Source organism: Salinicoccus halodurans, assembly GCF_900114445.1.
Taxonomy (GTDB): domain Bacteria; phylum Bacillota; class Bacilli; order Staphylococcales; family Salinicoccaceae; genus Salinicoccus; species Salinicoccus halodurans.
Map to the genome: position 1 here is coordinate 95,544 of NZ_FOTB01000004.1, position 22,879 is coordinate 118,422.

Here is a 22,879-nt window from a genome sequence, read left to right on the forward strand (position 1 = left end):
ATCGTTAAATCATAAACCAAATACCATGATTCGTCTTTAAAACGCGTATATGACTTATTTACAGTTATAATTATATCTCTCCAACATTAAAATAAAATGAGAAAACTCTAATAATCTCGCAAAATTCAAAGAAAATTGTTAAGATATTTTGAAGATGCAACCATTTGCACCAATATTGCAAGGAACCCGGAAGTTTATTATCATATATATAATGACATAACAAAAGGTGATTACGACATGAAAACATTATTCTCGGGTGTACAGCCCAGCGGCATTCCCACTATTGGAAACTATATCGGCGCATATAAACAGTTCGTTGAGATGCAGCACGAATACGATTCGTACTTCTGCATCGTCGACCAGCATGCCATAACTGTACCACAGGACAGGCTCAAATTGAGGGAGAATACGAAAAAACTTGCAGCGATCTATCTTGCCTCCGGCCTTGATCCGGACAAGATCACACTTTTCATCCAGAGCGAAGTGGCTGCGCATGCCAAGGCAGCGTGGATGCTGCAGTGTGTCGGATACATCGGCGAACTCGAACGCATGACGCAGTACAAGGACAAAGCCCGTAAACAGAGTCATAAAGAAGGTATCAGCGTGGGTCTTTTGACATACCCATCCCTGATGGCCGCGGATATCCTGATCTACGGATCCGATGTCGTGCCTGTCGGTGACGACCAGGGGCAGCACCTTGAACTGACACGCAATCTGGCAGAGCGCTTCAACGCGAAATATAATGATATCCTGACCGTGCCGGAAGTCAAGCATCCGGAAGTCGGCGGCCGCATCATGAGCCTGAATGATCCGACCAGGAAAATGTCGAAGAGTGACGAGAATCAGAAGGGATACATTTCGCTGCTCGACGATCCAAAAGCGGCAGCAAAGAAAATCCGCAGCGCCGTAACCGATTCAGGCAGCGAAATCACTTACGATAAGACGGAGAAACCGGGAATTTCAAACCTGCTGGATATATACTCCAGCCTGACAAACCGAAGAGTCGCAGATCTTGAGCTGGACTATGACGGCAAAAGCTACGGTGAATTCAAGACCGCACTCGGCGAAGTCGTTGAAGAATTCCTGACCGGCTTCCAGGAAAAAGTAAACTACTACCTCGAAAGCGGCGTACTGGATGACATCTTGGATGCCGGTGCGGAGCGCGCTTCCCGTAAAGCTGACAAAATGGTGGAAAAGATGGAGCGCGCGATGGGCCTCGGACGTAAGAGAAGATAAATATTGATGTGATTTTTGGACGGGACGCATCCACTTATTGTGGATGTGTCTTTTTGTATGGGGAGACGGTTTGTGGTCGGGCGGGGGTGGGATAAACGCTTCATATGGACGTCGTCGTCACAACGAAGGCCGGATACACCGGCATATGGACGTCGTCGTCACGACGAAGGCCGGATACACCGGCATATGGACGTCGTCGTCACGACGAAGGCCGGATACACCGGCATATGGACGTCGTCGCCCCAACGAAGGCCGGATAACGCTTCATATGGACGTCGTCGTCACAACGAAGGCCGGATAACGCTTCATATGGACGTCGTCGCCACAACGAAGGGCGGATACACCGGCATATGGACGTCGTCGCCCCAACGAAGGCCGGATACACTGGCATATGGACGTCGCCGTCACAATTTCACACTCTGCCCAACGCAAAAACACCCTCACCCCGTCCGGGATGAAGGTGCCGCTGTAAGAATTTTATTCTTATTCTTCATATTTTTTCAATAGCAGTGTTGCATTGTGTCCGCCGAATCCGAGGCTGTTCGTGATCGCGTATTTCAGATCTGCATCCACTGCGCCGTCCGGCACGTAGTTCAGGTCACATTCGGGATCCGGGTTTTCCAGGCCGATTGTCGGGTGGACTCTGCCGTCTCTCAAGCTCAGTGCGGTGATGATGAGTTCCATGCCGCCGCCGCCGCCAAGCAGGTGTCCTGTCATGGACTTTGTCGAGTTGACCAGCATTTTATAAGCATGGTCGCCGAATACTGTTTTGATCGCTTTCGTTTCAAACAGGTCGTTGTACGGCGTGCTTGTGCCGTGACCGTTGACGTATCCGACTTCCTCAGGTTTGACGCCGGCGTCTTTCAACGCTTCTTTCATGGCGCGTGCGCCGCCTTCTCCGTCTTCAGCCGGTGCCGTGATATGGTGTGCGTCCCCTGTTGAACCGTAGCCGACGATTTCAGCATAGATTTTTGCACCGCGTGCCTTTGCGTGCTCGAGCTCTTCGAGCATGACGATTCCGGAACCTTCACCGATTACAAAGCCGTCCCTGTCCGCGGAATACGGACGGGATGCCTTATCCGGATCCTCTGATGTTGAAAGTGCTTTGTTGGCCTGGAATCCTGCCACGCCCATCTTTGTGATCGGCGCTTCCGTGCCGCCTGAAATCATGGCGTCCGCCTGACCCCTCGCGATGAATTTGAATGCTTCACCGATGGAGTTCGTACCTGTGGCACATGCCGTCACTGTCGCACCGTTCGGTCCTTTGGCACCGTGTTTGATGGAAACCTGGCCACTTGCCATATCCGGAATCATCATCGGTACGAAGAATGGGCTCACGCGGCGCGGCCCCCTCTCATAAAGCACTTTGAAGCCGTCTTCAAGCGCCTGGATGCCGCCGATTCCGGACCCGATCCAGACACCTACGCGTTCAGCATTTTCATCGGTAATCTCAAGTCCGCTGTCGGCAACCGCTTCATCCGCCGCCACCATCGCGTACTGTGTGAAGCGGTCCATGCGGCGCGCTTCCTTCTTGTCTATATAATCTTCTACATTAAAATCTTTCAATTCAGCGGCAACATGAATATTATATTCACTGTTGTCGAAACGGGTGATCCTGCCTATACCATTTACACCATTAAGGGCATTCTCCCAGGTCTTTGGCGCCGTATTACCAATAGGTGTGAGCGCACCGACCCCTGTAACTACTACTCTTCTTTTATCCATGTGTCTCCTCCTTATTGCTTCCCCAAGTCAGACATATTGAACCCCAAGTGAGTCCGCCGCCGAAGCCGACTAAAATAAGGTTATCTCCTGATTTTATTTTACCATTTTTCACGTCATGATGGATACTTAATGGTATGGATGCAGCAGAAGTATTGCCATATTTATCTATTGTCGAGCTCATTTTCTCCGGAGGCATCTCCATGCGTTCCCGCGCTGCATTCATGATGCGGATATTCGCCTGGTGCGGGACGAGCCTGTCGATGTCATCTTTATCCAGACCCGCCTTTTCGGTCACAATGACACTGGATTCGCCCATCTGACGCACGGCAAATTTGAACACTTCCCGTCCGTTCATCCGGATATTGCCGCCATCTTCCTCATCACCGTAAAGATAGGAGCCGCCCTGTCCGTTGCTGCCGAGGTCGAATGATTTCATTCCGAATCCTTCCTCCACCTCGCCCAGGACAACCGCGCCTGCACCATCGCCGAATAAAACTGCTGTTGAACGGTCGCTGAAATCAGTAATTTTAGACAGTTTGTCCGCACCGACGACAAGCACATGCCTATACGTTCCCGTCTGGATGAACTGCGCACCGGTAACGACACCGTATATGAATCCCGTACATGCAGCAAGCTGGTCCATGGAAGGAATATTGCGGAGGCCGAGTCTATGCTGGAGCATTGTCGCAACGGTCGGGAACTTCTGGTCTCCTGTCGATGTTGCAACAATGATCATATCGATATCCTCTTTGGAAACGCCGGAATTCTCAATCGCTTCCTTCGCCGCTTCATACGCAAGATCGCTGGTCTCCATGTCTTCGGCGAAACGGCGCTCTTTGATGCCCGTCATTTCTGTAATCCATTCATCTGATGTATCTAATATCTTTTCGAAATCTTCATTCGTAAACACTTTCTCAGGCACATAGGTTCCGATTCCTAAAACACCTACATTGTTCATTTGACCACACCTTATAATCTCATATTATAACTAGGTACTAATCTAACACAAATCAAACATTTCCACAATAAAAAAAGCACTTATGCGAAAGCATAAGTGCCGGATTCTAAAGCGTCTGTATTACTCGCTTACACCCCACTGATAAGGAAGTGTTTCTTCATTATAGCCGATCTCAATACCGTAATTCACAACTCTTTCGTTTACAGGTTCAACTTCAGCTCTGTAAAGCGTTGGGATTACAGGCATTTCTTCCACCATCAGTTCCTGCCATTCGTTGTAGATGCCTTTCCTTGTTTCAACATCCATCGCTTCAGGTGAGTTTCCTCTCTCCATCAGCTCTGTGCTTTCTTCAGTTGCATAACGCGGATAGTTGAATGGAACATCCGGACCATACAGGCCGTAAGGGTCCACGTCAGATCCTACGCCCCATGCACCCTGGTAGATGTCAATTTCCGGATCGTCGTTTTCCACCATGTCATAGAATGTGTTGAACTCGATCAGACGGCCGTTTGTAAGCTGCACGTTCAGACCGATCTCTTTCCATGACTGGATGTAGTAGTTCGTCAATGGCTCAGCGATGTCGCCGCCGGACATTGAAGCGAAGTTGATCACAAGCGGTTCGCCATCCGGATCTTCACGGAAACCGTCGCCGTCTGTATCTTCATATCCTGCTTCATCAAGAATCTGTTTCGCTTTTTCAGGATCATACTCAGGCACTTCCACTTCCTCATTATGCCATGCTTCGTGATATGGCGTGATCAGTGTCGTGGCTTTCCAGCGCAGACCATTGTAGAAACGTTCTCCCACAGCATCATTGTCCATCGCATGCCACATTGCACGGCGGAGCTCTTTATCGCCCATCTTCATTTCTTCAGGCTTGTAGTCCACTCTCTCTTCCTCTTCATTCCACTCGCCCAATTTGAAACCGATGTAAGTGTAGGAACCTTCGATATTCGCAAGCCATTCCACACCTTCCATCCCTTCAACATCCGGGAACTGGTCCGTTGGGAAGTTGATGGCAACGTCGGTTTCGCCGGTTTCCATCGCATTCGCTACAGAAGATGGTGACACAACTGAAAGCTCGATGCCGTCAAGCTGAGGCTCACCTCTCCAGTAATCTTCGAACTTCGTCATGACAACCGCTTCGCCCGGTGTGATGGATTCGACTTTGTAAGGTCCGAAACCGATCGGGTTTTCACGTGTCTGCGGTGCTTCCGCCATGTCGGCGATTGCTACACCTTCATAGTGATGCTCAGGCATTGCGTATGCCCAGATGCCGCCTGCAGTGAGTGATGGTGCGATCTCGGTATATGTGAATACTGCAGTATGATCATCCACGACTTCGATTCCGGAAATTTCTTCCGCATCTCCCGCTTTATACTCATTGTATCCCTCAAGCAGCGTAAAGCCGTCCGTCGCACCGCGTATGCCCGGATAGTCAGGGCTTCCGATCACTTCATAGGAATAGACATAATCCTGGATTGTCATCGGTTCACCGTCATGCCAGGTAATGCCTTCCTGAAGAGTGTATGTGATCGTATTATCCTCTTCGTTGACTTCAAACTGCATTGCCCCGTCATTCGTATACTGGAAATCCTCGTCCATCGTGAACAATGGTTCATCGAAAAGGCTGATTACTTCAAAGTCAGGGTTACCCTGATACAGGTTGAAGTTGAGTGTGCCTTCGAATGGTGTATCGGATGTAAGTCCAACTTTCAGCGTACCTTCCCCTGTTGGCTCCGCATCGTTGGCAACCACTGTATTATAGTCTTCATAGTTGTAGATCTCTTCTCCTGAAGCGGAATCGCCTTCGCCTTCTGCGCCTCCCTCTTCAGAACTTTCCTCGCCGCCGCCTTCTTCGGAGCTTTCATCTGTGCCTTCTTCCCCTTCAGATGAACCGCCGCCGCATGCAGCAAGCGCCAATACCATGATCAGCATCATGAAGAACATAAGCCTCGACCACGAATATTTAGTCATAATATTTCCTCCCCTAAAATAATATTTGAACTGATATATATACTTAAGTTCAGTGATAAACTGAAACTTAGTACCAAAAATTAGTTAATATTATACCCCTGAGTTGTATATGTAAGTATGTATATGCATAATATTATCACAATTATCTGAAATATCAATTGCCTTATTAATACAAATTAACCAAAAAGTGTATTTTAGCAACCGATTTGCACTGTTCCGTGATTTTTCAGATTATTCCACAAGAAGCGATTGCAAATCATTTTAAAAGCAGGATTCCGTTTCACAATGAATGTCCCGGAACCCGCTTGAAATCCTATGCCTGTCGCTGTCTTGCGTCACCGGCGCGGCGCAGTGCCTCACCGATGTTGCGCACACAGAGCATCAGCAGCAGAATCAGCACTGCAGCAGGCACCCAGATCCACCATCTGTGCTGGAGCGTCTGCGAATTCGTCGCATAAGCCATCAGCGTGCCGAGTGACGGATAGTCCTCTGGGAACCCGAACCCGATGAATGACAGGCCGGATTCGATTCCGATGTTTGCGGCAAGTGAGAGCGTGCTGTTGACGATGATGATACCGACCAGGTTTGGCATCAGCTGCGTGAATATGATTTTCATATGCGAACTTCCCAGCGTCTTCGATGCATTGATATAATCAAGTTCCTTCTCCTGGATGGCAAGCGAACGCACAAGCCTCGCGGTGCCCGTCCACAGGAATGCCGCCATGATGAGCGAGAAGGTGAAAATATCATATGATGGTGATATCGTCACAAACACGATGATGATCATAAGGAACGGAAGGACCATGAAGAAATCGACGACGCGCATCATCATGTTGTCAATCTGTCCGCCGAAGTACCCGGAAATGACGCCGTACGCAATGCCGAAGCCGACGCTCATTATGGTTACGAGAATACCGATCGCAAGCGAATTCCTTGTCCCGATGATCAGCTGCCCGAATATATCACGGCCGCCGTAGTCCGTCCCCAGCCTGAATTCTTCATTCGGCGGCTGGTTGATTGCGAAAAGGTCCACCGTGACGATCGTCTGGCGGTCGAGAAACATCGTGAGTCCAAACACATAGGATGTGATCAGTACGAATATGATGAGTGAGAAAAGTGCCAGTTTGTCGGCGATGACTTCCTGAATCAGTATTTTCCATCCCGGTGTACTTTTCGGGAGGTTCTTTGAATCCAGGGCTCCATGGCCGGCGACACCGTGCGGGAGATCCGCTTTGACGCTCATGTCCATATCGCCTTTCTCATATCTGTGTTCATCATCGCTTCTTGCTTCAAATGCGTCTTTGGCCCGGGGTCTTCCGTCACTTGCCGTTTCACGGTCTCCGATCTGTTCGCGGCGGCGGACGCGTTCCTGTTCGTTTCTTTCCTCTTCGGAACGGTTTTCCTCCCGCCCCCGGCCCATTCTGCCTCTGTTATCTTTATTATCCATTTTATCCGCCCCCTTACTTGATGCGTATCCTTGGATCTACGATACTCAGGATGATGTCGGACAGCAGTGCACCAACAATTGCCATGAACCCGTAGAACAGGATAAGAACGTTTGCCACACTGAAGTCACGCGTCGATATGGAATCGAGGAACAGTCTGCCCATGCCCGGGTAGCTGTAGATCATCTCTATGAAAATTGATCCGCCCAGGAGCGCCACGATTTCATAGCCGAAGAATGCCGCAATCGGAAGTATGGAGTTTCTGAATATATGTCTGTTGTACACTGCGGACTCATTCACCCCTTTGGCACGCGCCAATACGATAAAGTCCTTCTGTTTCGTTTCGATAATGCCGCTTCTGAGATACTGCACCGTACCGACCAGGCCGATCAGTGCAATTGCGAAACTCGGCAGCACCAGATGGTTCATCTTACTGAGGACATAGTCAAGCGTCCCCGGTTCTATGCCTGGCCCTACTGAGCCGCCGGTCGGGAACCATCCCAGGTTATACCCGAAAATCCAGAGCAGTACCAATCCGAATATGAACTGCGGCGTCGCGAAGCCAAGGTATGTATACCCTGTGATCGTCGTATCAAGCAGAGAGTCATTGTAGCGGCCGGATACGAGGCCGAGCGGCAGACCGAGCAGATAGATCAGGACTGTCGAGAAGAGCGACAGCCAGATAGTATTCAGCAGTCTGTCACCGATGACATCCAGTACCGGACGCTGGTGGAAAATCGAATTCCCGAAGTCGCCCTGGAACATCGCGAACACCCAGTCCCTGTATTGTATGTACCATGGGTTGTTCAGTCCGAGCGCTTCACGCTTCGCTTCGATCGCCTCTCTCGGTATCGTCGGATCGATCAGGCCTGACAATGCATCTCCGGGCATCAGTGAGCCCATTATGAAGACCAGGACACTGAGCACGACCAGCTGTGGAAATGTGACGAGTAAACGTCTAATCGTAAATTTCAGCATCAGTTCATCACCCTTTCACCGGCAGCGCAACTCTGTGCGTCTCCGAAATGGATTGTAATGGGAACGCTCTTCCCCCGTCGTCGAGATAGTCTGAGAAGTTCTGGTCATATTCCGTCTTGACCGTCTGCCTCATTTCCAGGTTGCGTTCGATTCTATCCACATTCGTGTCGGGAATGGCCGCAATCAGACGTTTCGTATATATATGTTGTGGGTTTGAGAATATATCCTCTGCTGTCCCCTCTTCCACGAGGCGTCCCTGGTACATGATGCCGATATGCTGGCACATGTGACGCACGACGCCCAGGTCATGGGCGATGAACATCATCGTCAGGTTCATATCCCGCTGGATTTCCTGCATGAAGTTGAGCACCTGTGCCTGGACGGAGACATCCAGTGCCGATACAGGTTCGTCAGCAATGATGAGTTTCGGATTAAGGGCGATGGCACGTGCCACACCAATCCGCTGACGCTGACCGCCCGAGAATTCATGCGGGTATTTATACAGGGCATCTCTCGGAAGCCCCACGCGGTCCAGAAGATCCAGCACTGCTTCCATCAGTTCATTTTTGGATTGTTTATGATAATTCCGAATCGGCTCAGCGACGATATCTATTACACGTTTCCGGGCATTCAATGAAGAATACGGATCCTGGAAGATCATCTGGATATCATCCCGGACATCGACTTTCCTGCCCGATGTGTTCAGTTTCCGGCCGTCGAATAAAATATCCCCCCCGGTGATATGATTCAGTCCCATCACCGCTTTGCCCGTTGTCGTTTTGCCCGAACCGGATTCACCGACCAGGCCGTAGGACGTCCCTTCGGGAATATTGATGCTCACACCATCCACCGCTTTGACATAGTCTTTGACGGTGTTGAAAAATCCGCCTTTGATCGGATAATGCACTTTAAGGTCTTTTATCTCAAGTAGTGTCATCAGGCTCTACCTCCGGTACCGGTTTCCAATGATTCAGCTGCCGTTTCTTCATTATTCAGATGGAAATTCCTGTAGCATGTGCATCTTACAAAGTGGTCGCCGGCAATCTCACGAAGCTCCGGATTGTCTTCATGTTCCGAAGCGGGGACCCACGGGATGCGCGGGGCGAATCTGCAGCCGTCCCTGTCCATCTTGTTGAGCGGCGGGACGACACCTTCGATTACATGCAGCTTGCTTCCGAGCATGTCTTCGGACGGCAGCGAATTCAGCAGCGACCGTGTATATGGATGCCGGGGGTTCTTGAACAGTTCCCGCACCGGTGCCACTTCGACAATCTGCCCGGCGTACATCACCGCTACACGGTCCGCCATTTCAGCAACAACACCAAGGTCATGCGTGATCAGAAGGACACCTGAGCCCAGGTCATCCTGCAGGTCCCGGATCAGGTCCAGTATCTGTGCCTGGATAGTCACATCCAGTGCAGTCGTCGGTTCATCCGCAATCAGGAGTTTCGGCCTGTTCGCAATGGCGATGGCGATGACGACACGCTGTCGCATCCCCCCGGACAATTCATGCGGAAAAGCTTCAGCCACCCTTTCCGGACGTGGTATCCCGACTTTATCCAGTAATTCAACCGCATAGGATTCTCTCTCATTTTTCGATTTCGTCCCATGCAGTTTCAGTGTTTCCATAATCTGCAGTTTTACTTTCATCAGCGGATTCAGAGCGGTCATCGGATCCTGGAAGATCATCGACATGTCTCCGCCGCGTATTTTATTCATCTTACCGGTACTGAGTTCCGTCAGTTCCCTCTCCTGGAATCTCACTTCCCCTTCTATGCGGGCCTTCGTGTGCAGGCCCATCAGCGAAAATGCCGTAGCACTCTTCCCTGACCCGGATTCTCCCACAAGCGCCAGCACCTCATTCGGTTTGATGCTGAACGAAACATGGTCGACCGCCGGATAATACTCACCCTTGATCTTGAACGAAGTCGTAAGATCGTTGACCTCAAGTAATTTCTCAGACATTTTTACCCACCCATTCTTTTCTTACTCTTCAACCCTTTGTTATCTCTCTTGAAAATCAAAACCGCTGCGGCGCTGTATATCCTCCCAAATGGAATATAACAGTCTTTTGCCTGATCAGGATTACGATGTGATTTATCAGACAGTGCAGCAAATCCGATGTTATACATATTGTAATTCCGGAGATTACAATATGCAACATCTGTTTTTTGAATTGTAACAATAATTTGTATATTACAAAGGTTAAATATACACCATTGCATAACCCTTTTCAATACCCTCAGCCAATATTTTTTTCTGAAATTTGTAAGCGTTTACAAAAAGAATGCGTCCATGTTCTGTTTATCATGTGATTTTGTGAAAAATATATTTTGTTTGCTTTTTGACACCAATCACTCTGATTGGCACTATACATATACACCCTTTTAAGTTATTATTAATTTATATAATATATGTAGTGGAGGCAGGACCATGAGATACGTAATCAGCTTTATCTGGGCATTCATGCTTACACAGATGGTTAACTTCGTCCTGAACAGTCTTGGCGGCGGCAGCCCTTATATGTTCTGGAGCGGTGTTGCGCTGGCAGTGATCATTACAGCCACAATCGCCATCTTTGACGTAATGCTTAAACATCCCGACGAGGAAAATGAAGCACAGCACAACCATTAATACGATTTTAAAACCCGCAGACCATAACCGGCTGCGGGTTTTATTATTTCATATTCAGTTTCGGGAATTTGAAATCCGGACTGGTGTCGCCGGGTGAACTCCAGGCTTCCTGCCGGGCTCAGCCGGCATCCGGTTTATATTCAAGACGCGGCAGTTTTGTACTTTCCCGGCCCCCCTTTTTCGGCGGCAAAAGCGCTTATAACCGACCTTTTTAATGTGAATTGATGCATCGTTTTAATGTATAACACATTTCAGTTCCTGCCCGCCATCCAGTTAGAAATAAAAACCGGTACACTTGAAAAACAGCCAGTCGCATCATCTTCCTATATCCTGAATTTAAACGCCTCCGCTTCAGCGGCCAGCCTTTCCATAAGATCCGCGGCAGAGATATCGCGCGCAGACTGTTTGCCTTGGCCCGAGAGCAGCATTGCATAATCGGGCACACCGCTCTCTTTTGACGCATCCTGAAACGGCTGTGTCAGACTGCGCTGGACAGGGTAATCCACCATCTCTTCCTGAACGCCGCTGAACTCGGATATGAACCTGTTCTTCACGGCCCTCGCCTGTCTGCCTGTAAACAGTTTTGTCAGCACAGCCGGAGCATCCCTGAATTCAGTCAGGATGCTCTTATGAAGCCGATGCGCCCCGCTTTCGTGCACCGCCAGAAATGCGGTCCCCATCTGCACACCTTCCGCTCCGAGTATCCCGGCGGCCGCAATATTCCTGCCGGTCATGATGCCGCCCGCCGCTATAACAGGAATATCCACCCGGGCGGCTGCATCCGGAATGAGGGACATGAGGCCGATGAGGCTGTCTTCTGAGCTTCTGAGGAATGCACCGCGGTGGCCGCCGGCCTCCGAACCCTGGAGTATGACTGCATCCATGCCGGCGGCCTCGATGGCTGCGGCTTCTTCTGCAGTCGTTGCAGTCGCGAGCATGATGATGCCCGCTTCTTTCAGGCGCAGGATCTGATCATCGTGCGGAACGCCGAAGATGAAAGAGACAATCGGCACTCCCTCTTCGATGACGACATCGAGCTGGGCTTCGAATTTTTCACGGATATCTTCCGGGGCGGGCGGCGTGATCTCTTTCTGCCCGAGATCGAAAGCTTCATACGCCGGCCGCAGAAGTCCGAGTGCCCGGCTGATGTCTCGGTCCGTCACTTCGAAATCCCGCGGAATGAACAGATTCACTCCGAAATGCCTTCCGGTCCGTGCCCTCGTTTCCTGTATCAGACCACGCAGATCCTCAGGGCCGAGGCTTCCGGCAGCAATCATTCCGAGCCCTCCGGCATTCGACACTTCCGACACGAGTCCGCTCGTCGTAATGCCGCCCGCCATCGGTGCCTGGATGATTGCATGCTCCACTCCGAGCAGCCCCCTCACTCTTTTTGAATCCATTGTAAATCTCCTCCTGTCCTATGATTACTGCTCAGTGGTCATACCACTTTCTTCTATTATATAGTCCCCATTTAAAAATGCATTAAATAACATGGATCAGGAACATCGATACGGAGCGGCCCGCATTCCGGGCTCGAAATGACCTTCATCCAACTCCCTATACCCTGTACTGCGCTTCCCTATACACACTTATAAGGGTAAAACTATACAAAACTGTCCGTTTCAGCTATCATGGAATATTATTGAAATCAATTACGAATGGAGTATCACAATGGTTAAAATACTACCGGCAGTCAGATCGATGAAGGATTTTGAAAAGCTCATCGGCAGTGACTACAGGGAATGCGTCGTCCTCGATATCCATATCGGACATCTCGAAAGCCATCTGACCACGATGAAACAGCATGGTTTTGAAGTTTATCTGCACCTTGATCTGATCAGAGGGCTTTCCGCTGATATCGCTTCACTGGAATTCATCCATCAGCGTTTTAAACCCACCGGCATCATCACGACGCGCGGCAGGCTGATAAAGAAGGCGAACAGTCTCGGGATGAAGACGGTCCTCCGCATATTCGTCATCGACACTTCCGCGATCGAGAAAAGCATCGAACTCGTCAAACAGACCGAACCGGACTTGATCGAGATCCTTCCGGGCGTCGTGCCGAAAGTCATCCATCTGTTCACCCAGGAAGTGAATGCCGATGTCATTGCAGGCGGCCTGATCGAAACGCAGGCCGAAGTTGAAGATGCATTGGCCGCCGGTGCAAAATATGTTACCACATCCAACCGTGCTCTGTGGTTCAACCAATAGTCCGCTGAATAAAATATGCATGCCTGCATTATTTATTTCTGAAATAAGTTGACAGCGTTACCAAAATGGTATAAATTAGTGAGTAAGTTGATAGGACACGGAGATCTAGAGCCCGCATTTATAGCTGTACATAGCTATGAGTGCGGGCTTTTTTAAGTTTTATCGGCGCATTTAAACAAACAAAGGAGTGATTTGCAGTGAATGTCTACATTGCAGAATTTGTTGGTACGGCAATCCTTGCCCTCTTCGGGTGCGGTGTTGTCGCCAACGTCAATTTGAAAGGATCCCTTGCCAGGGGATCAGACTGGGTGGTTGTCGCGTTCGGCTGGGGGTTTGCCGTGACGTTTGCCATCTATGCCATCGGGCAGTTTTCAGGCGCCCACATCAATCCGGCCGTAACGCTTGGATTCGCTGTCGCAGGTGATTTTGAATGGGGAATGGTCATCCCGTACATCATCGCCCAGATTACAGGAGCCATGCTCGGTGCTGCCATCGTCTGGCTGCACTTTATGCCGCACTTCAAAGCTGAAGAGGACGAAGGGACAAAACTGGGTGTATTTTCAACAGGGCCTTCATATCCCAACTACGTCTCCAACTTCGCAAGTGAAATCATCGGCACTTTCATCCTGGTGATGGGCCTCTTATTCATCGGTGCAAATGATTTCACGGAAGGACTGAACCCGCTCATCGTCGGCTTCCTGATTACAGCAATCGGTCTGTCACTCGGCGGTACAACAGGGTACGCAATCAACCCGGCACGTGACTTCGGACCGAGACTCGCCCATTTCCTTCTGCCGATTCCCGGCAAAGGAACATCCAACTTTAAATACGCGGTGGTTCCATTCATCGGACCGCTCACCGGCGGTGCACTTGGAGCAGCGGTCTACAACACGGTGTTCACCGGTAAAACGGACATTTTCCTGATTATAGCCATCGCCGCCACCGTTTTAGTTCTTTTGTTCGGGGTATTTCTTAATAAGAGCATCCTTAAGGAAAATACATCGAAACTTATGTAAAAAACAAATCATAAAAGGGGTTTTTAATCTATGGAAAAATACATCATGTCAATTGACCAGGGGACCACAAGTTCCCGTGCCATCCTTTTTGACAAGGACAGCAATATCGTGGCGGACAGCCAAAGGGAATTCAAACAGTACTTTCCGCAGTCCGGCTGGGTGGAACATAACGCCAATGAAATCTGGAGCTCAGTACTCGCCGTAATCGCCGGCGCCCTGACAGAGAATGATATTTCCGCAGAACAGGTTGAAGCAATCGGTATAACGAACCAGCGTGAAACGACCGTCGTCTGGGACAAGAATACCGGCAGGCCCGTATATAACGCGATCGTCTGGCAGTCCAGGCAGACTGCGGATATATGCGAGGAGCTGAAGGATCAGGATTACGAGGAGACGTTCCGCGATAAGACCGGCCTTCTGCTCGATCCCTACTTCTCGGGGACGAAGGTGAAATGGATTCTGGACAATGTGGACGGCGCCCGTGAAAAGGCGGAGAACGGCGATCTGCTCTTCGGTACGATCGATACATGGCTCATCTGGAGATTTACGGAAGGCAAAGTGCATGTCACGGACTATACGAATGCAAGCCGGACGCTGATGTACAACATCCACGATCTCAAATGGGATACGGAGCTGCTGGATATTCTGGGAGTACCGGAGTCCATGCTGCCCGAAGTGAAATCTTCCAGTGAGGTATACGGCGAGACGACGACATCCCACTTCTTCGGACGCAATGTTCCGATTGCCGGGGTTGCCGGGGACCAGCAGGCTGCCCTCTTCGGGCAGACATGCTTCAACGAAGGCGATGCGAAGAACACATACGGCACCGGCTGCTTCCTGCTGATGAATACGGGCACGGAAGCCATCAAAAGTGAGAACGGACTGCTTACGACCATCGCATACGGAATGGACGGCGAAGTGAAATATGCACTCGAAGGTTCAATCTTCGTAGCCGGTTCCGCCATCCAGTGGCTGCGCGACGGGCTGCGCATGTTCAAGTCTTCCCCGCAATCTGAAAATTATGCTACCCGCATTGAATCGACAGAGGGCGTCTATGTCGTTCCGGCATTCACCGGACTCGGTGCGCCCTACTGGGATTCCGAGGCACGCGGTGCCATATTCGGCCTGAGCCGCGGCACTGAGAAAGAACACTTCGTCAGAGCGACGCTCGAGTCTCTCGCCTACCAGACGAAGGACGTCCTGGATGCGATGCAGAAGGACTCTGATATAAAAATGGCGACGCTCCGCGTTGACGGTGGTGCTGTTGCCAACGACTTCCTGATGCAGTTCCAGTCGGATCTGCTCGATACGGAAGTCGAGCGCCCTGAAGTGATTGAAACGACTGCACTCGGCTCTGCGTACCTTGCAGGACTTGCCGTCGGTTTCTGGAGCTCCACGGATGAGCTGAAAAGGGTCAGCGACACGGATACCGTGTTCAAACCGGAGATGGAACAGACTGAACGGGAAGACTTATATGAAGGCTGGCAGGCTGCAGTGAAAGCCACGCAGACATTCAAACCTAAACGCAAACACACTCAGAACGAAGAATAATAAAGGCCGCGGGCCCTTTATTACCCAAAAAATTAGGAGGGACATCATGCTCAATACATTAACCAGAAAAGATCAGCTTAAGCATATGCAGGAAGTGGATTACGATATCGTTGTCATCGGAGGGGGCATTACAGGTGCGGGGATTGCACTGGATGCATCGAAGCGCGGCATGAAGGTCGCCCTTGTCGAGATGCAGGATTTTGCCGAAGGGACGAGCAGCAGAAGTACGAAGCTTGTCCACGGCGGACTGCGCTACCTGAAGCAGTTCCAGGTCGGCGTTGTGCGTGAAACCGGCCGTGAGCGTGCCATCGTGTACGAAAACGGGCCGCATGTGACGACACCTGAATGGATGCTGCTGCCTTTCCATAAAGGCGGGACGTTCGGCCGCTTTACGACAAGCATCGGTCTCCGCGTATACGACATGCTTGCAGAGGTGAGGAAAAGTGAACACCGTCAGATGCTCTCTGTTGATCAGGTGCTTGAAAAAGAGCCGCTGGTTAAACGTGATGCGCTGCTCGGCGGCGGCTATTATGTCGAGTATAAGACCGATGATGCACGCATGACGATTGAAGTGATGAAGAAGGCGGCTGAATTCGGTGCCGATCCGGTGAACCATGTGAAGGCGGACGGCTTCGTCTATGATAAAGGGAAGATTGTCGGCATCCGTGCCGAAGATCAGCTGGACGGTGAAACTTACCAGCTCCTCGGCCGCCGGGTGATCAATGCGACGGGGCCGTGGGTGGATGATGTCCGCTCCCATGACCCTGAAGCGAAGAAAGGCAAAAAGCAGCTGCAGCTTTCAAAGGGTGTCCATATCGTATTCGATCATGAGGACTTCCCGCTCGGACAGGCGGTCTATTTTGATGCGAAGTCCGACGGACGCATGATTTTCGCGATACCGCGCAATGGTAAGACGTATGTCGGTACAACGGATACGTTCTATGACGGTGATGATAAGGAGATGCCGGCGGTGACCGCCGATGACAGGCATTATCTGCTGGATGCGGCGAACTATATGTTCCCCGGCCTCGACCTCAGGGACAGCAGCATCGAGTCCACCTGGGCCGGTTTCAGGCCATTGATACTGGAAGAAGGCAAGGATCCGTCCGACATTTCCAGGAAGGATGAGATCTGGGAAGCGGACAGCAACCTGATCACCATCGCCGGCGGCAAACTGACGGGCTACCGCCATATGGCCAAGGAGATTGTGGATCTGGTTACCAAACGTCTGGAATCCGATTACGGTCTGAAATTCAGGAAAAGTGATACGAAACATCAACCGATGTCAGGCGGCGACATCGGCGGCAGTGACAACTACTGGCCGTATGTGCAGCGCATGGCGGGACGTGCCCCTTCATTCGGCCTGACGGTGGATGACGGCCGCGAAGTTGCGAAGAAATACGGCAGCAACACGGAACTGATATTTGAAATTGCCGGCAACCTGAAAGACACTGCCGAGTTCAACCGCTACGGCCTGCCCCTCGCAGTCCACGCCCAGGTGCTGTATTCCATCCAGCATGAGATGGTGTACAAGCCGACGGACTACTTTGTGAGAAGGAGCAGCGATATGTACTTCTCGATCGACAAGGTGAATCAGTACCGCGACGGTGTCGTGGAACTGATGAGCAGCATCCTGGAATGGGATGATGCAGAGCGCGCTGAATATGAAGCGGAACTCGACCGCTCCTACCGTGAAGCCACACGGCCGGTCGCAGAAAAATAGAATGGTTTGATAATGATCCCACCCTCTTCTGATGAGGTGTGGGATTTTTTGTGCCGGCTTTGGGAGTGAGGGCAAAGTGATGTTATCGGCCATTGTGGAATTACAGTGACCGGTAAAGTGGTTCCCTGGACACTGAGAGGTCTTTATTCATATCCGGCGAATCCTCTGGTTATACATATACAGGGGGACCCAATACAAGGTGTATTAGTACAATAATTATTCGAATTGGTTGTAATTTTCCTCAAAAGTAGTTTGAATTATCTGTCATCTGTAGTAAAATGCAGATGAGGTTTGCTTTTAATTTACAACTCCACTGTATTAAGTAACCCTTGCACGCTTCAAAACCCATTTTTATACTTTTCATCATGAATTTGACATAGAAAGTCACTTCGGTATACTGTTCGTGTACGATGTATCCAATTTAAGGAAAAAAATACTTACTAGGAGGAGATTGTTTTGAAGAAACTTTCGATCTTACTTACGTTCGGGGCGGCACTCGTACTGAGTGCATGCGGCGGAGGCGGCGGTGAAGGCGATGCTGAAGCTGATGACCGCGTTGCTGAACTGCAGGAAGCCGGCACGGTGAATATCGGTTTCGCGAATGAACCGCCTTATGCATATGAAAATTCGGAGACAGGAGAACTTGAGGGTGCGGCAATTGATATTGCGACTGCTGTATTCGAAGAAATGGGTGTTGAAAACGTGGAGGGCCATCTGACGGACTGGGGCGAACTGATTCCTGGTGTACAGGCTGGTCAGTACGATGTCATAACTGCCGGTATGGCGATCCAGCCGGACAGATGTGAAAATGCACTGTTTGCAGAACCTGAAATGCAATATGGTGAGGGTCTGGTTGTTGCGGCCGGCAATCCCCACGATATCCACAGCTATGCTGACATTGCAGAAAATCCTGATGTGACAGTGGCACTGATGGAAGGGACAACCCAATTTGAATTCCTTGAAAGTGAAGGCGTGGATCCGAGCCAGTTCATGTCAGTTGCAGATATTCCGGGACAGCTCGCTGCTGTACAATCCGGAAATGCTGACGTAACTGCAGCGACTGAAGCGACACTCCGTGCTGCATATGAATCACTCGGCAGCGACGAAGTGGAAATCGTAGAAGACTTCGAACAGCCGGATATCGAAGGCATTCCAAGCTTCGGTGCAGCTGCATTCAACATGGAGGATGAAGGTCTCCGCGAAGCTTACAATGAAGCGCTGAAAACATTAAAAGAAGATGGAACCATTGATGAAATTCTGGATAATTCCCAAGGTTTCACTGCAGAAAACAACCGCGTGGAAGTTGATGGAATCACTGCTTCAGAGTTATGCGAAGGTGGAAGCGAAGGTTAATAATTATGCTTTGGTCCAGTAATCCTTTAGGAAAGACTGGACCTTTTTATTTTCTGAATAAGGAGTGAGTGGATGTTTGATTCCGCCTTGAATATACTGACGTACCTGTCTCAGGGATTATGGACGACGGTCAGTATCTTTTTAACAGCAGCGCTATTTTCATATATCATGGCGTTTATTGCCGGTCTCTCGCGGATGATGAAAAACCCCATCATCCGCGGTGTGACGGCGTTTTATGTAGAGGTGTTCAGAGGGACCTCCCTGATTGTCCAACTGTTCTGGCTCTACTATGCGGTACCGATATTGTTCGACATCCATCTTGGCAGCAACTGGTGGGTCGGGGTGATTGCCATTGCATTGAACTACGGGGCATACATGTCGGAAGTGGTCAGGACTTCAATCCTTGCTGTGGATAAAGGACAGACCGAAGCCGCCATCGCATTGAATCTGTCCCCTGTGCAGCGGATGAGGCATATCATACTGCCGCAGGCACTGCGCCTGATGTTGCCTGAGTTCGGGAACTATTCCATACAGATACTTAAAGGGACGGCACTGGTATCACTGATCGGACTGACGGATATACTCTACTACGGGGACATTTACCGTTCCACCAACTTGTCCGAAGGTCCTTTGGCTTATCTGATGGTGCTCATCATGTACTTCATCATTGCTCTGCCATTAATCTGGCTGTCTAAAAAAGGTGAGAAAATCGCCAGGAAAGGGGTGGCAAGCTGATGTGGAGCTGGGAAACATTCATTGATGCATTTCCTTTCATCATCAAGGGAATAAACGTTACGCTCGGCCTGACGTTCACAAGCTATCTGCTTGCCATCGCGGCCGGATTCATCTGGCTCATGCTCGAATCGACACCATTGAAACCGTTTAATTTCGTAATCTACTGGATACGGGAATTCATACGGTCGACACCTCCGATTGTACAGATATTCTTCCTTTATTTCGCATGGCCGATGGTGCCATATATCGGGACATCATTTACCCCGTTCGTTGCGGCGATGATCGCGTTGGGCGTGCACTTCTCGACTTATATCTCAGAAGTATACCGCTCAGGCATCGAAAGTGTCGATAAAGGCCAGTGGGAAGCGGCGAAGGCACTCAACTTTTCCAGAAAAGATACATGGATGAAAGTTGTGCTTCCGCAGGCGCTGCCGCCTACGATTCCGATGCTCGGCAACTATCTGATCATTTTATTCAAGGAAGTGCCGCTTGCAGCGACAATCGGTGTGGTCGGCATTCTGAGTCTGGGACGGACATACGGTGCAAACACGTGGTCATACATCGAACCGCTGACAATCGTAGCCATCCTGTTCCTGCTGCTCAGCTATCCGTCAGCGCTGCTGATCAGAAAACTTGAGGACAAACTGAACCGCAGGTTCGATAAAAAGAACACGAAAGTGAAGGTGACTGAATAATGGAACCGATTGTTCAATATAAAGATATCCATAAATCATTCGGCGATACTCATGTTTTAAAAGGGATCAACCTGGATATCCGGCCGTCTGAGAAAATCGCAATCATCGGGCCCAGTGGTTCCGGTAAGACGACCATCATCCGGCTGCTGATGACCCTGGAGGAACCGACGGACGGGGATATCATAGTGGACGGGACGAATCTATGGAAGATGGAAGCCGGCGGGGACGGCAAAATGAAGAAAGCCAATGAAAAACATCTCAGTAAAGTGAGAAATGAAATTGGCATGGTATTCCAGCATTTCAACCTGTTCCCCCATAAGACGATTTTGGACAACTGCGTCACACCGCTCGTACAAGTGAGGAAAATGAGCAAAAAAGATGCAGTCGAACTGTCCAGACAGATGCTCGACCGGGTCGGGCTCAACGATAAATACGAAGCATACCCGTCACATCTCTCAGGCGGCCAGAAACAGCGTGTCGCCATGGCGCGCGCACTTGTGATGAAGCCGAAGATCATGCTTTTTGACGAAGTCACATCCGCCCTTGATCCGGAGCTTGTCGGTGAAGTCCTTGAAGTCATCCGTGACCTTGCGGATAACGAAGATATGGCAATGGTTCTCGTCACGCATGAAATGGACTTCGCATTGGAAGTGGCGGACCGCGTGCTGTTCCTGGACGGCGGTGTGATCGCTGAATCCGGCACAGCGGATGAAGTGATCAACACATCAGACAACCCGAGACTGCAGGACTTTCTGCGCAGATTCCGCGATGCATAAAACTCAAGTTCCCACCCGGTTTCAAACGCCGGGTGGTTTTTTTATCATGGCAGGACAGAAGTCTCTCCCACTCAAAAAAAGAGAAATTATATTCTAAATGAAAATATATGGTTTAAATGCGAACTATTACAATACCAAAAATTTATTTCTCTGTTATAGTGAATAAATCAATCATTGTTTCATCCAATATTTTTTTAGCACAATTTGACAGCGTTTTCACAAAAACAGGAGTGGGATTATGTTAGAGATTTTGAATCGTATCAACGCAGTATTATGGGGGCCGCCCAGTCTGATATTACTCGCAGGGACCGGTCTCTTTTTAACATTACAGCTGAGAGGCCTGCAGTTCTCGAAGCTATGGTATGCTTTCAAGCTCGCATTTACTAAAGATGAGGAGGATGCAGACGCGGAAGGTGACGTCAGTAATTTCAAGGCGCTCATGACTTCACTTGCCGGCATGATTGGCAACGGAAATATCGCGGGGGTGGCAACAGCCATCACTCTTGGCGGACCGGGCGCACTGTTCTGGATGTGGGTCGTCGGACTTCTGGGCATGGCGACAAAATATGCAGAGGCCCTGCTTGCACAGATCTACCGGGTTAAAAATTCCGACGGCGAGTATTCCAGCGGGCCCATGTATTACATAGAAAGAGGGATCGGCCCGAAATTCAAGTGGCTCGCAGTTTTATTCGCATTCTTTGCAGCATTCGCAGCGCTCGGCATCGGGAACGGCGTCCAGTCCAACACGATTGCCGATGTCATGGACAACAGCTTCCATGTATCAGGATGGATTACAGGCGTCATCCTCGTTGTTCTGACCGGTCTGATCGTCTTCGGTGGCATCAGGCGGATCAGTAACGTTGCCGGCGTATTCGTGCCGGTCATGGCTGTTTTATATGTAGGCAGTTCCATTCTGATTCTCGTATTGAACTACGACCAGATCATCCCGGCATTCGAACTGATATTCCATCATGCATTCAACCCTGTTTCAGCGGCAGGCGGATTTTCCGGTGTCGTTGTTGCCCAGGCGATGCAGCACGGTGTTTCGAAAGGGATATTCTCCAACGAAGCCGGGCTCGGTACAATCGCCCTGATTGCAGGTAATGCCAAAACGACACACCCTGTGAAACAGGCACTCGTTGCGATGACCGGTACATTCATCGTTACGATTGTTGTCTGTACGATGACGGGGCTCGTGCTGATAGTCACCGGTTTCTGGGATCCGTCAGGCGGATTTCTGTCCGGAATCACACACGATCCGAACCTCGAAGCGGGGGCCCTGACCAGTGCCGCATTCGGTTCAACTCTAGGTATTGCCGGTGAATATATCGTATCCATATCCGTCATATTCTTCGGATTTTCCACGATCATCGCCTGGTATGTGTACGGTACGAAATGCTTCGAGTACCTGTTCGGATTGAGATATGTGGCCGTCTACGGCGTCATCTACATCACCGCCACATTCCTCGGCACAGTAATGGATCTCACCACAGTGTGGGCATTCGCCGATACAGCCAATGCGCTGATGATGATTCCGAACCTGATCGGCCTGCTCTTCCTTTATAAGGTGATCAGGATTGAAACACAGAAGTTCTTTGCCAATCCGGTTGAAAGAACGAATATGTAGAATAAAGACCGGTTTCCGTCCGCGCGGCGACGGCCACATGGGGTGCTTCCCGGCATTCGTCCGCGCGGCGACGGCCACATGAAGCGTTAGCCGGCATTCGTTCGCGCGGCGATGGCCACATGGAGCGTTATCCGGCATTCGTTCGCGCGGCGATGGCCACATGGAGCGTTATCCGGCATTCGTCCGTGCGGCGATGGCCACATGGAGCGTTAGCCGGCATTCGTCCGCGCGGCGATGGC

At 50.3% G+C, this 22,879-nt stretch carries 20 protein-coding genes; 12 read left to right on the top strand and 8 right to left on the bottom strand.

Going from position 1 to position 22,879, the window contains the following annotated elements; translation table 11 throughout:
- The first annotated feature begins 237 nt into the window (after positions 1 to 237).
- Both trpS and BM271_RS14170 read left to right on the top strand, forming a co-directional pair.
- Positions 238 to 1,236: a tryptophan--tRNA ligase gene (gene trpS / locus BM271_RS09035; protein WP_046789541.1), complete on the top strand. Its 999-nt coding sequence runs from the start codon at positions 238 to 240 to the stop codon at positions 1,234 to 1,236.
- Between the two features lie 57 nt (positions 1,237 to 1,293).
- Positions 1,294 to 1,743, top strand: a complete 450-nt coding sequence (locus BM271_RS14170; protein WP_144412487.1) for a hypothetical protein — start codon at positions 1,294 to 1,296, stop codon at positions 1,741 to 1,743.
- Here the strand turns inward: BM271_RS14170 and fabF are convergent.
- The 7 genes from fabF to BM271_RS09070 form a co-directional block, all read right to left on the bottom strand.
- Positions 1,720 to 2,961 carry a beta-ketoacyl-ACP synthase II gene (gene fabF / locus BM271_RS09040; protein ID WP_046789540.1) on the bottom strand — a complete coding sequence of 414 codons (1,242 nt, stop codon included), beginning with the start codon at positions 2,959 to 2,961 and terminating at the stop codon, positions 1,720 to 1,722. The two genes, BM271_RS14170 and fabF, sit on opposite strands and share 24 nt — an antisense overlap.
- Positions 2,954 to 3,919: a beta-ketoacyl-ACP synthase III gene (locus tag BM271_RS09045; protein WP_046789539.1), complete on the bottom strand. Its 966-nt coding sequence runs from the start codon at positions 3,917 to 3,919 to the stop codon at positions 2,954 to 2,956. The genes fabF and BM271_RS09045 overlap by 8 nt, the downstream gene beginning before the upstream one ends.
- Positions 3,920 to 4,039: 120 nt before the next feature.
- Positions 4,040 to 5,896, bottom strand: a complete 1,857-nt coding sequence (locus tag BM271_RS09050; RefSeq protein ID WP_046789538.1) for an oligopeptide ABC transporter substrate-binding protein — start codon at positions 5,894 to 5,896, stop codon at positions 4,040 to 4,042.
- Between the two features lie 313 nt (positions 5,897 to 6,209).
- A complete protein-coding gene (locus BM271_RS09055) occupies positions 6,210 to 7,343 on the bottom strand; it encodes an ABC transporter permease (protein WP_082103641.1) in 1,134 nt (377 codons plus the stop codon).
- A gap of 13 nt (positions 7,344 to 7,356) precedes the next feature.
- A complete protein-coding gene (gene opp4B / locus BM271_RS09060; RefSeq protein ID WP_046789537.1) occupies positions 7,357 to 8,319 on the bottom strand; it encodes an oligopeptide ABC transporter permease in 963 nt (320 codons plus the stop codon).
- A 7-nt stretch (positions 8,320 to 8,326) separates the two neighbouring features.
- Positions 8,327 to 9,256, bottom strand: a complete 930-nt coding sequence (locus BM271_RS09065; protein WP_046789536.1) for an ATP-binding cassette domain-containing protein — start codon at positions 9,254 to 9,256, stop codon at positions 8,327 to 8,329.
- A complete protein-coding gene (locus BM271_RS09070; RefSeq protein WP_046789535.1) occupies positions 9,256 to 10,284 on the bottom strand; it encodes an ABC transporter ATP-binding protein in 1,029 nt (342 codons plus the stop codon). Before BM271_RS09070 ends, BM271_RS09065 begins: the two co-directional genes overlap by 1 nt.
- A gap of 468 nt (positions 10,285 to 10,752) precedes the next feature.
- Between BM271_RS09070 and BM271_RS09080 the strand changes: the two genes are divergently transcribed.
- Positions 10,753 to 10,953 (top strand): DUF2929 family protein, encoded by a 201-nt coding sequence (locus BM271_RS09080; RefSeq protein WP_046789534.1) that lies wholly within the window; start codon positions 10,753 to 10,755, stop codon positions 10,951 to 10,953.
- A 323-nt stretch (positions 10,954 to 11,276) separates the two neighbouring features.
- Here BM271_RS09080 and BM271_RS09085 read toward each other — a convergent pair whose 3' ends face one another.
- Entirely contained in the window at positions 11,277 to 12,353 is a 1,077-nt protein-coding gene (locus tag BM271_RS09085; RefSeq protein ID WP_046789533.1) for an NAD(P)H-dependent flavin oxidoreductase, read from the bottom strand.
- Between the two features lie 271 nt (positions 12,354 to 12,624).
- On the opposite strand from BM271_RS09085, the gene BM271_RS09090 reads away from it, so the two are divergent.
- The 9 genes from BM271_RS09090 (at position 12,625) to BM271_RS09130 (ending at position 22,640) form a co-directional block, all read left to right on the top strand.
- Positions 12,625 to 13,164 carry a glycerol-3-phosphate responsive antiterminator gene (locus BM271_RS09090; RefSeq protein WP_046789532.1) on the top strand — a complete coding sequence of 180 codons (540 nt, stop codon included), beginning with the start codon at positions 12,625 to 12,627 and terminating at the stop codon, positions 13,162 to 13,164.
- A 197-nt stretch (positions 13,165 to 13,361) separates the two neighbouring features.
- Complete coding sequence (locus BM271_RS09095; protein WP_046789531.1) at positions 13,362 to 14,180, top strand: MIP/aquaporin family protein; 819 nt, start codon at positions 13,362 to 13,364, stop codon at positions 14,178 to 14,180.
- A gap of 30 nt (positions 14,181 to 14,210) precedes the next feature.
- The gene (gene glpK / locus BM271_RS09100; protein ID WP_046789530.1) at positions 14,211 to 15,731 is read left to right on the top strand and encodes a glycerol kinase GlpK; all 1,521 of its coding nucleotides are present in this window, start codon (positions 14,211 to 14,213) and stop codon (positions 15,729 to 15,731) included.
- Between the two features lie 43 nt (positions 15,732 to 15,774).
- Positions 15,775 to 17,454 carry a glycerol-3-phosphate dehydrogenase/oxidase gene (locus BM271_RS09105; protein ID WP_046789529.1) on the top strand — a complete coding sequence of 560 codons (1,680 nt, stop codon included), beginning with the start codon at positions 15,775 to 15,777 and terminating at the stop codon, positions 17,452 to 17,454.
- 456 nt (positions 17,455 to 17,910) lie between these two features.
- Positions 17,911 to 18,807 (top strand): ectoine/hydroxyectoine ABC transporter substrate-binding protein EhuB, encoded by an 897-nt coding sequence (gene ehuB, locus BM271_RS09110; protein ID WP_052749817.1) that lies wholly within the window; start codon positions 17,911 to 17,913, stop codon positions 18,805 to 18,807.
- Positions 18,808 to 18,879: 72 nt separating this feature from the next.
- The gene (locus BM271_RS09115) at positions 18,880 to 19,542 is read left to right on the top strand and encodes an amino acid ABC transporter permease (RefSeq protein WP_082103640.1); all 663 of its coding nucleotides are present in this window, start codon (positions 18,880 to 18,882) and stop codon (positions 19,540 to 19,542) included.
- Entirely contained in the window at positions 19,542 to 20,237 is a 696-nt protein-coding gene (gene ehuD / locus BM271_RS09120; RefSeq protein ID WP_082103639.1) for an ectoine/hydroxyectoine ABC transporter permease subunit EhuD, read from the top strand. Before BM271_RS09115 ends, ehuD begins: the two co-directional genes overlap by 1 nt.
- Positions 20,234 to 21,013 (top strand): amino acid ABC transporter ATP-binding protein, encoded by a 780-nt coding sequence (locus BM271_RS09125; RefSeq protein ID WP_046789527.1) that lies wholly within the window; start codon positions 20,234 to 20,236, stop codon positions 21,011 to 21,013. The genes ehuD and BM271_RS09125 overlap by 4 nt, the downstream gene beginning before the upstream one ends.
- Before the next feature lie 238 nt (positions 21,014 to 21,251).
- The gene (locus tag BM271_RS09130; protein WP_046789526.1) at positions 21,252 to 22,640 is read left to right on the top strand and encodes an alanine/glycine:cation symporter family protein; all 1,389 of its coding nucleotides are present in this window, start codon (positions 21,252 to 21,254) and stop codon (positions 22,638 to 22,640) included.
- The last annotated feature ends 239 nt before the right edge of the window (positions 22,641 to 22,879 follow it).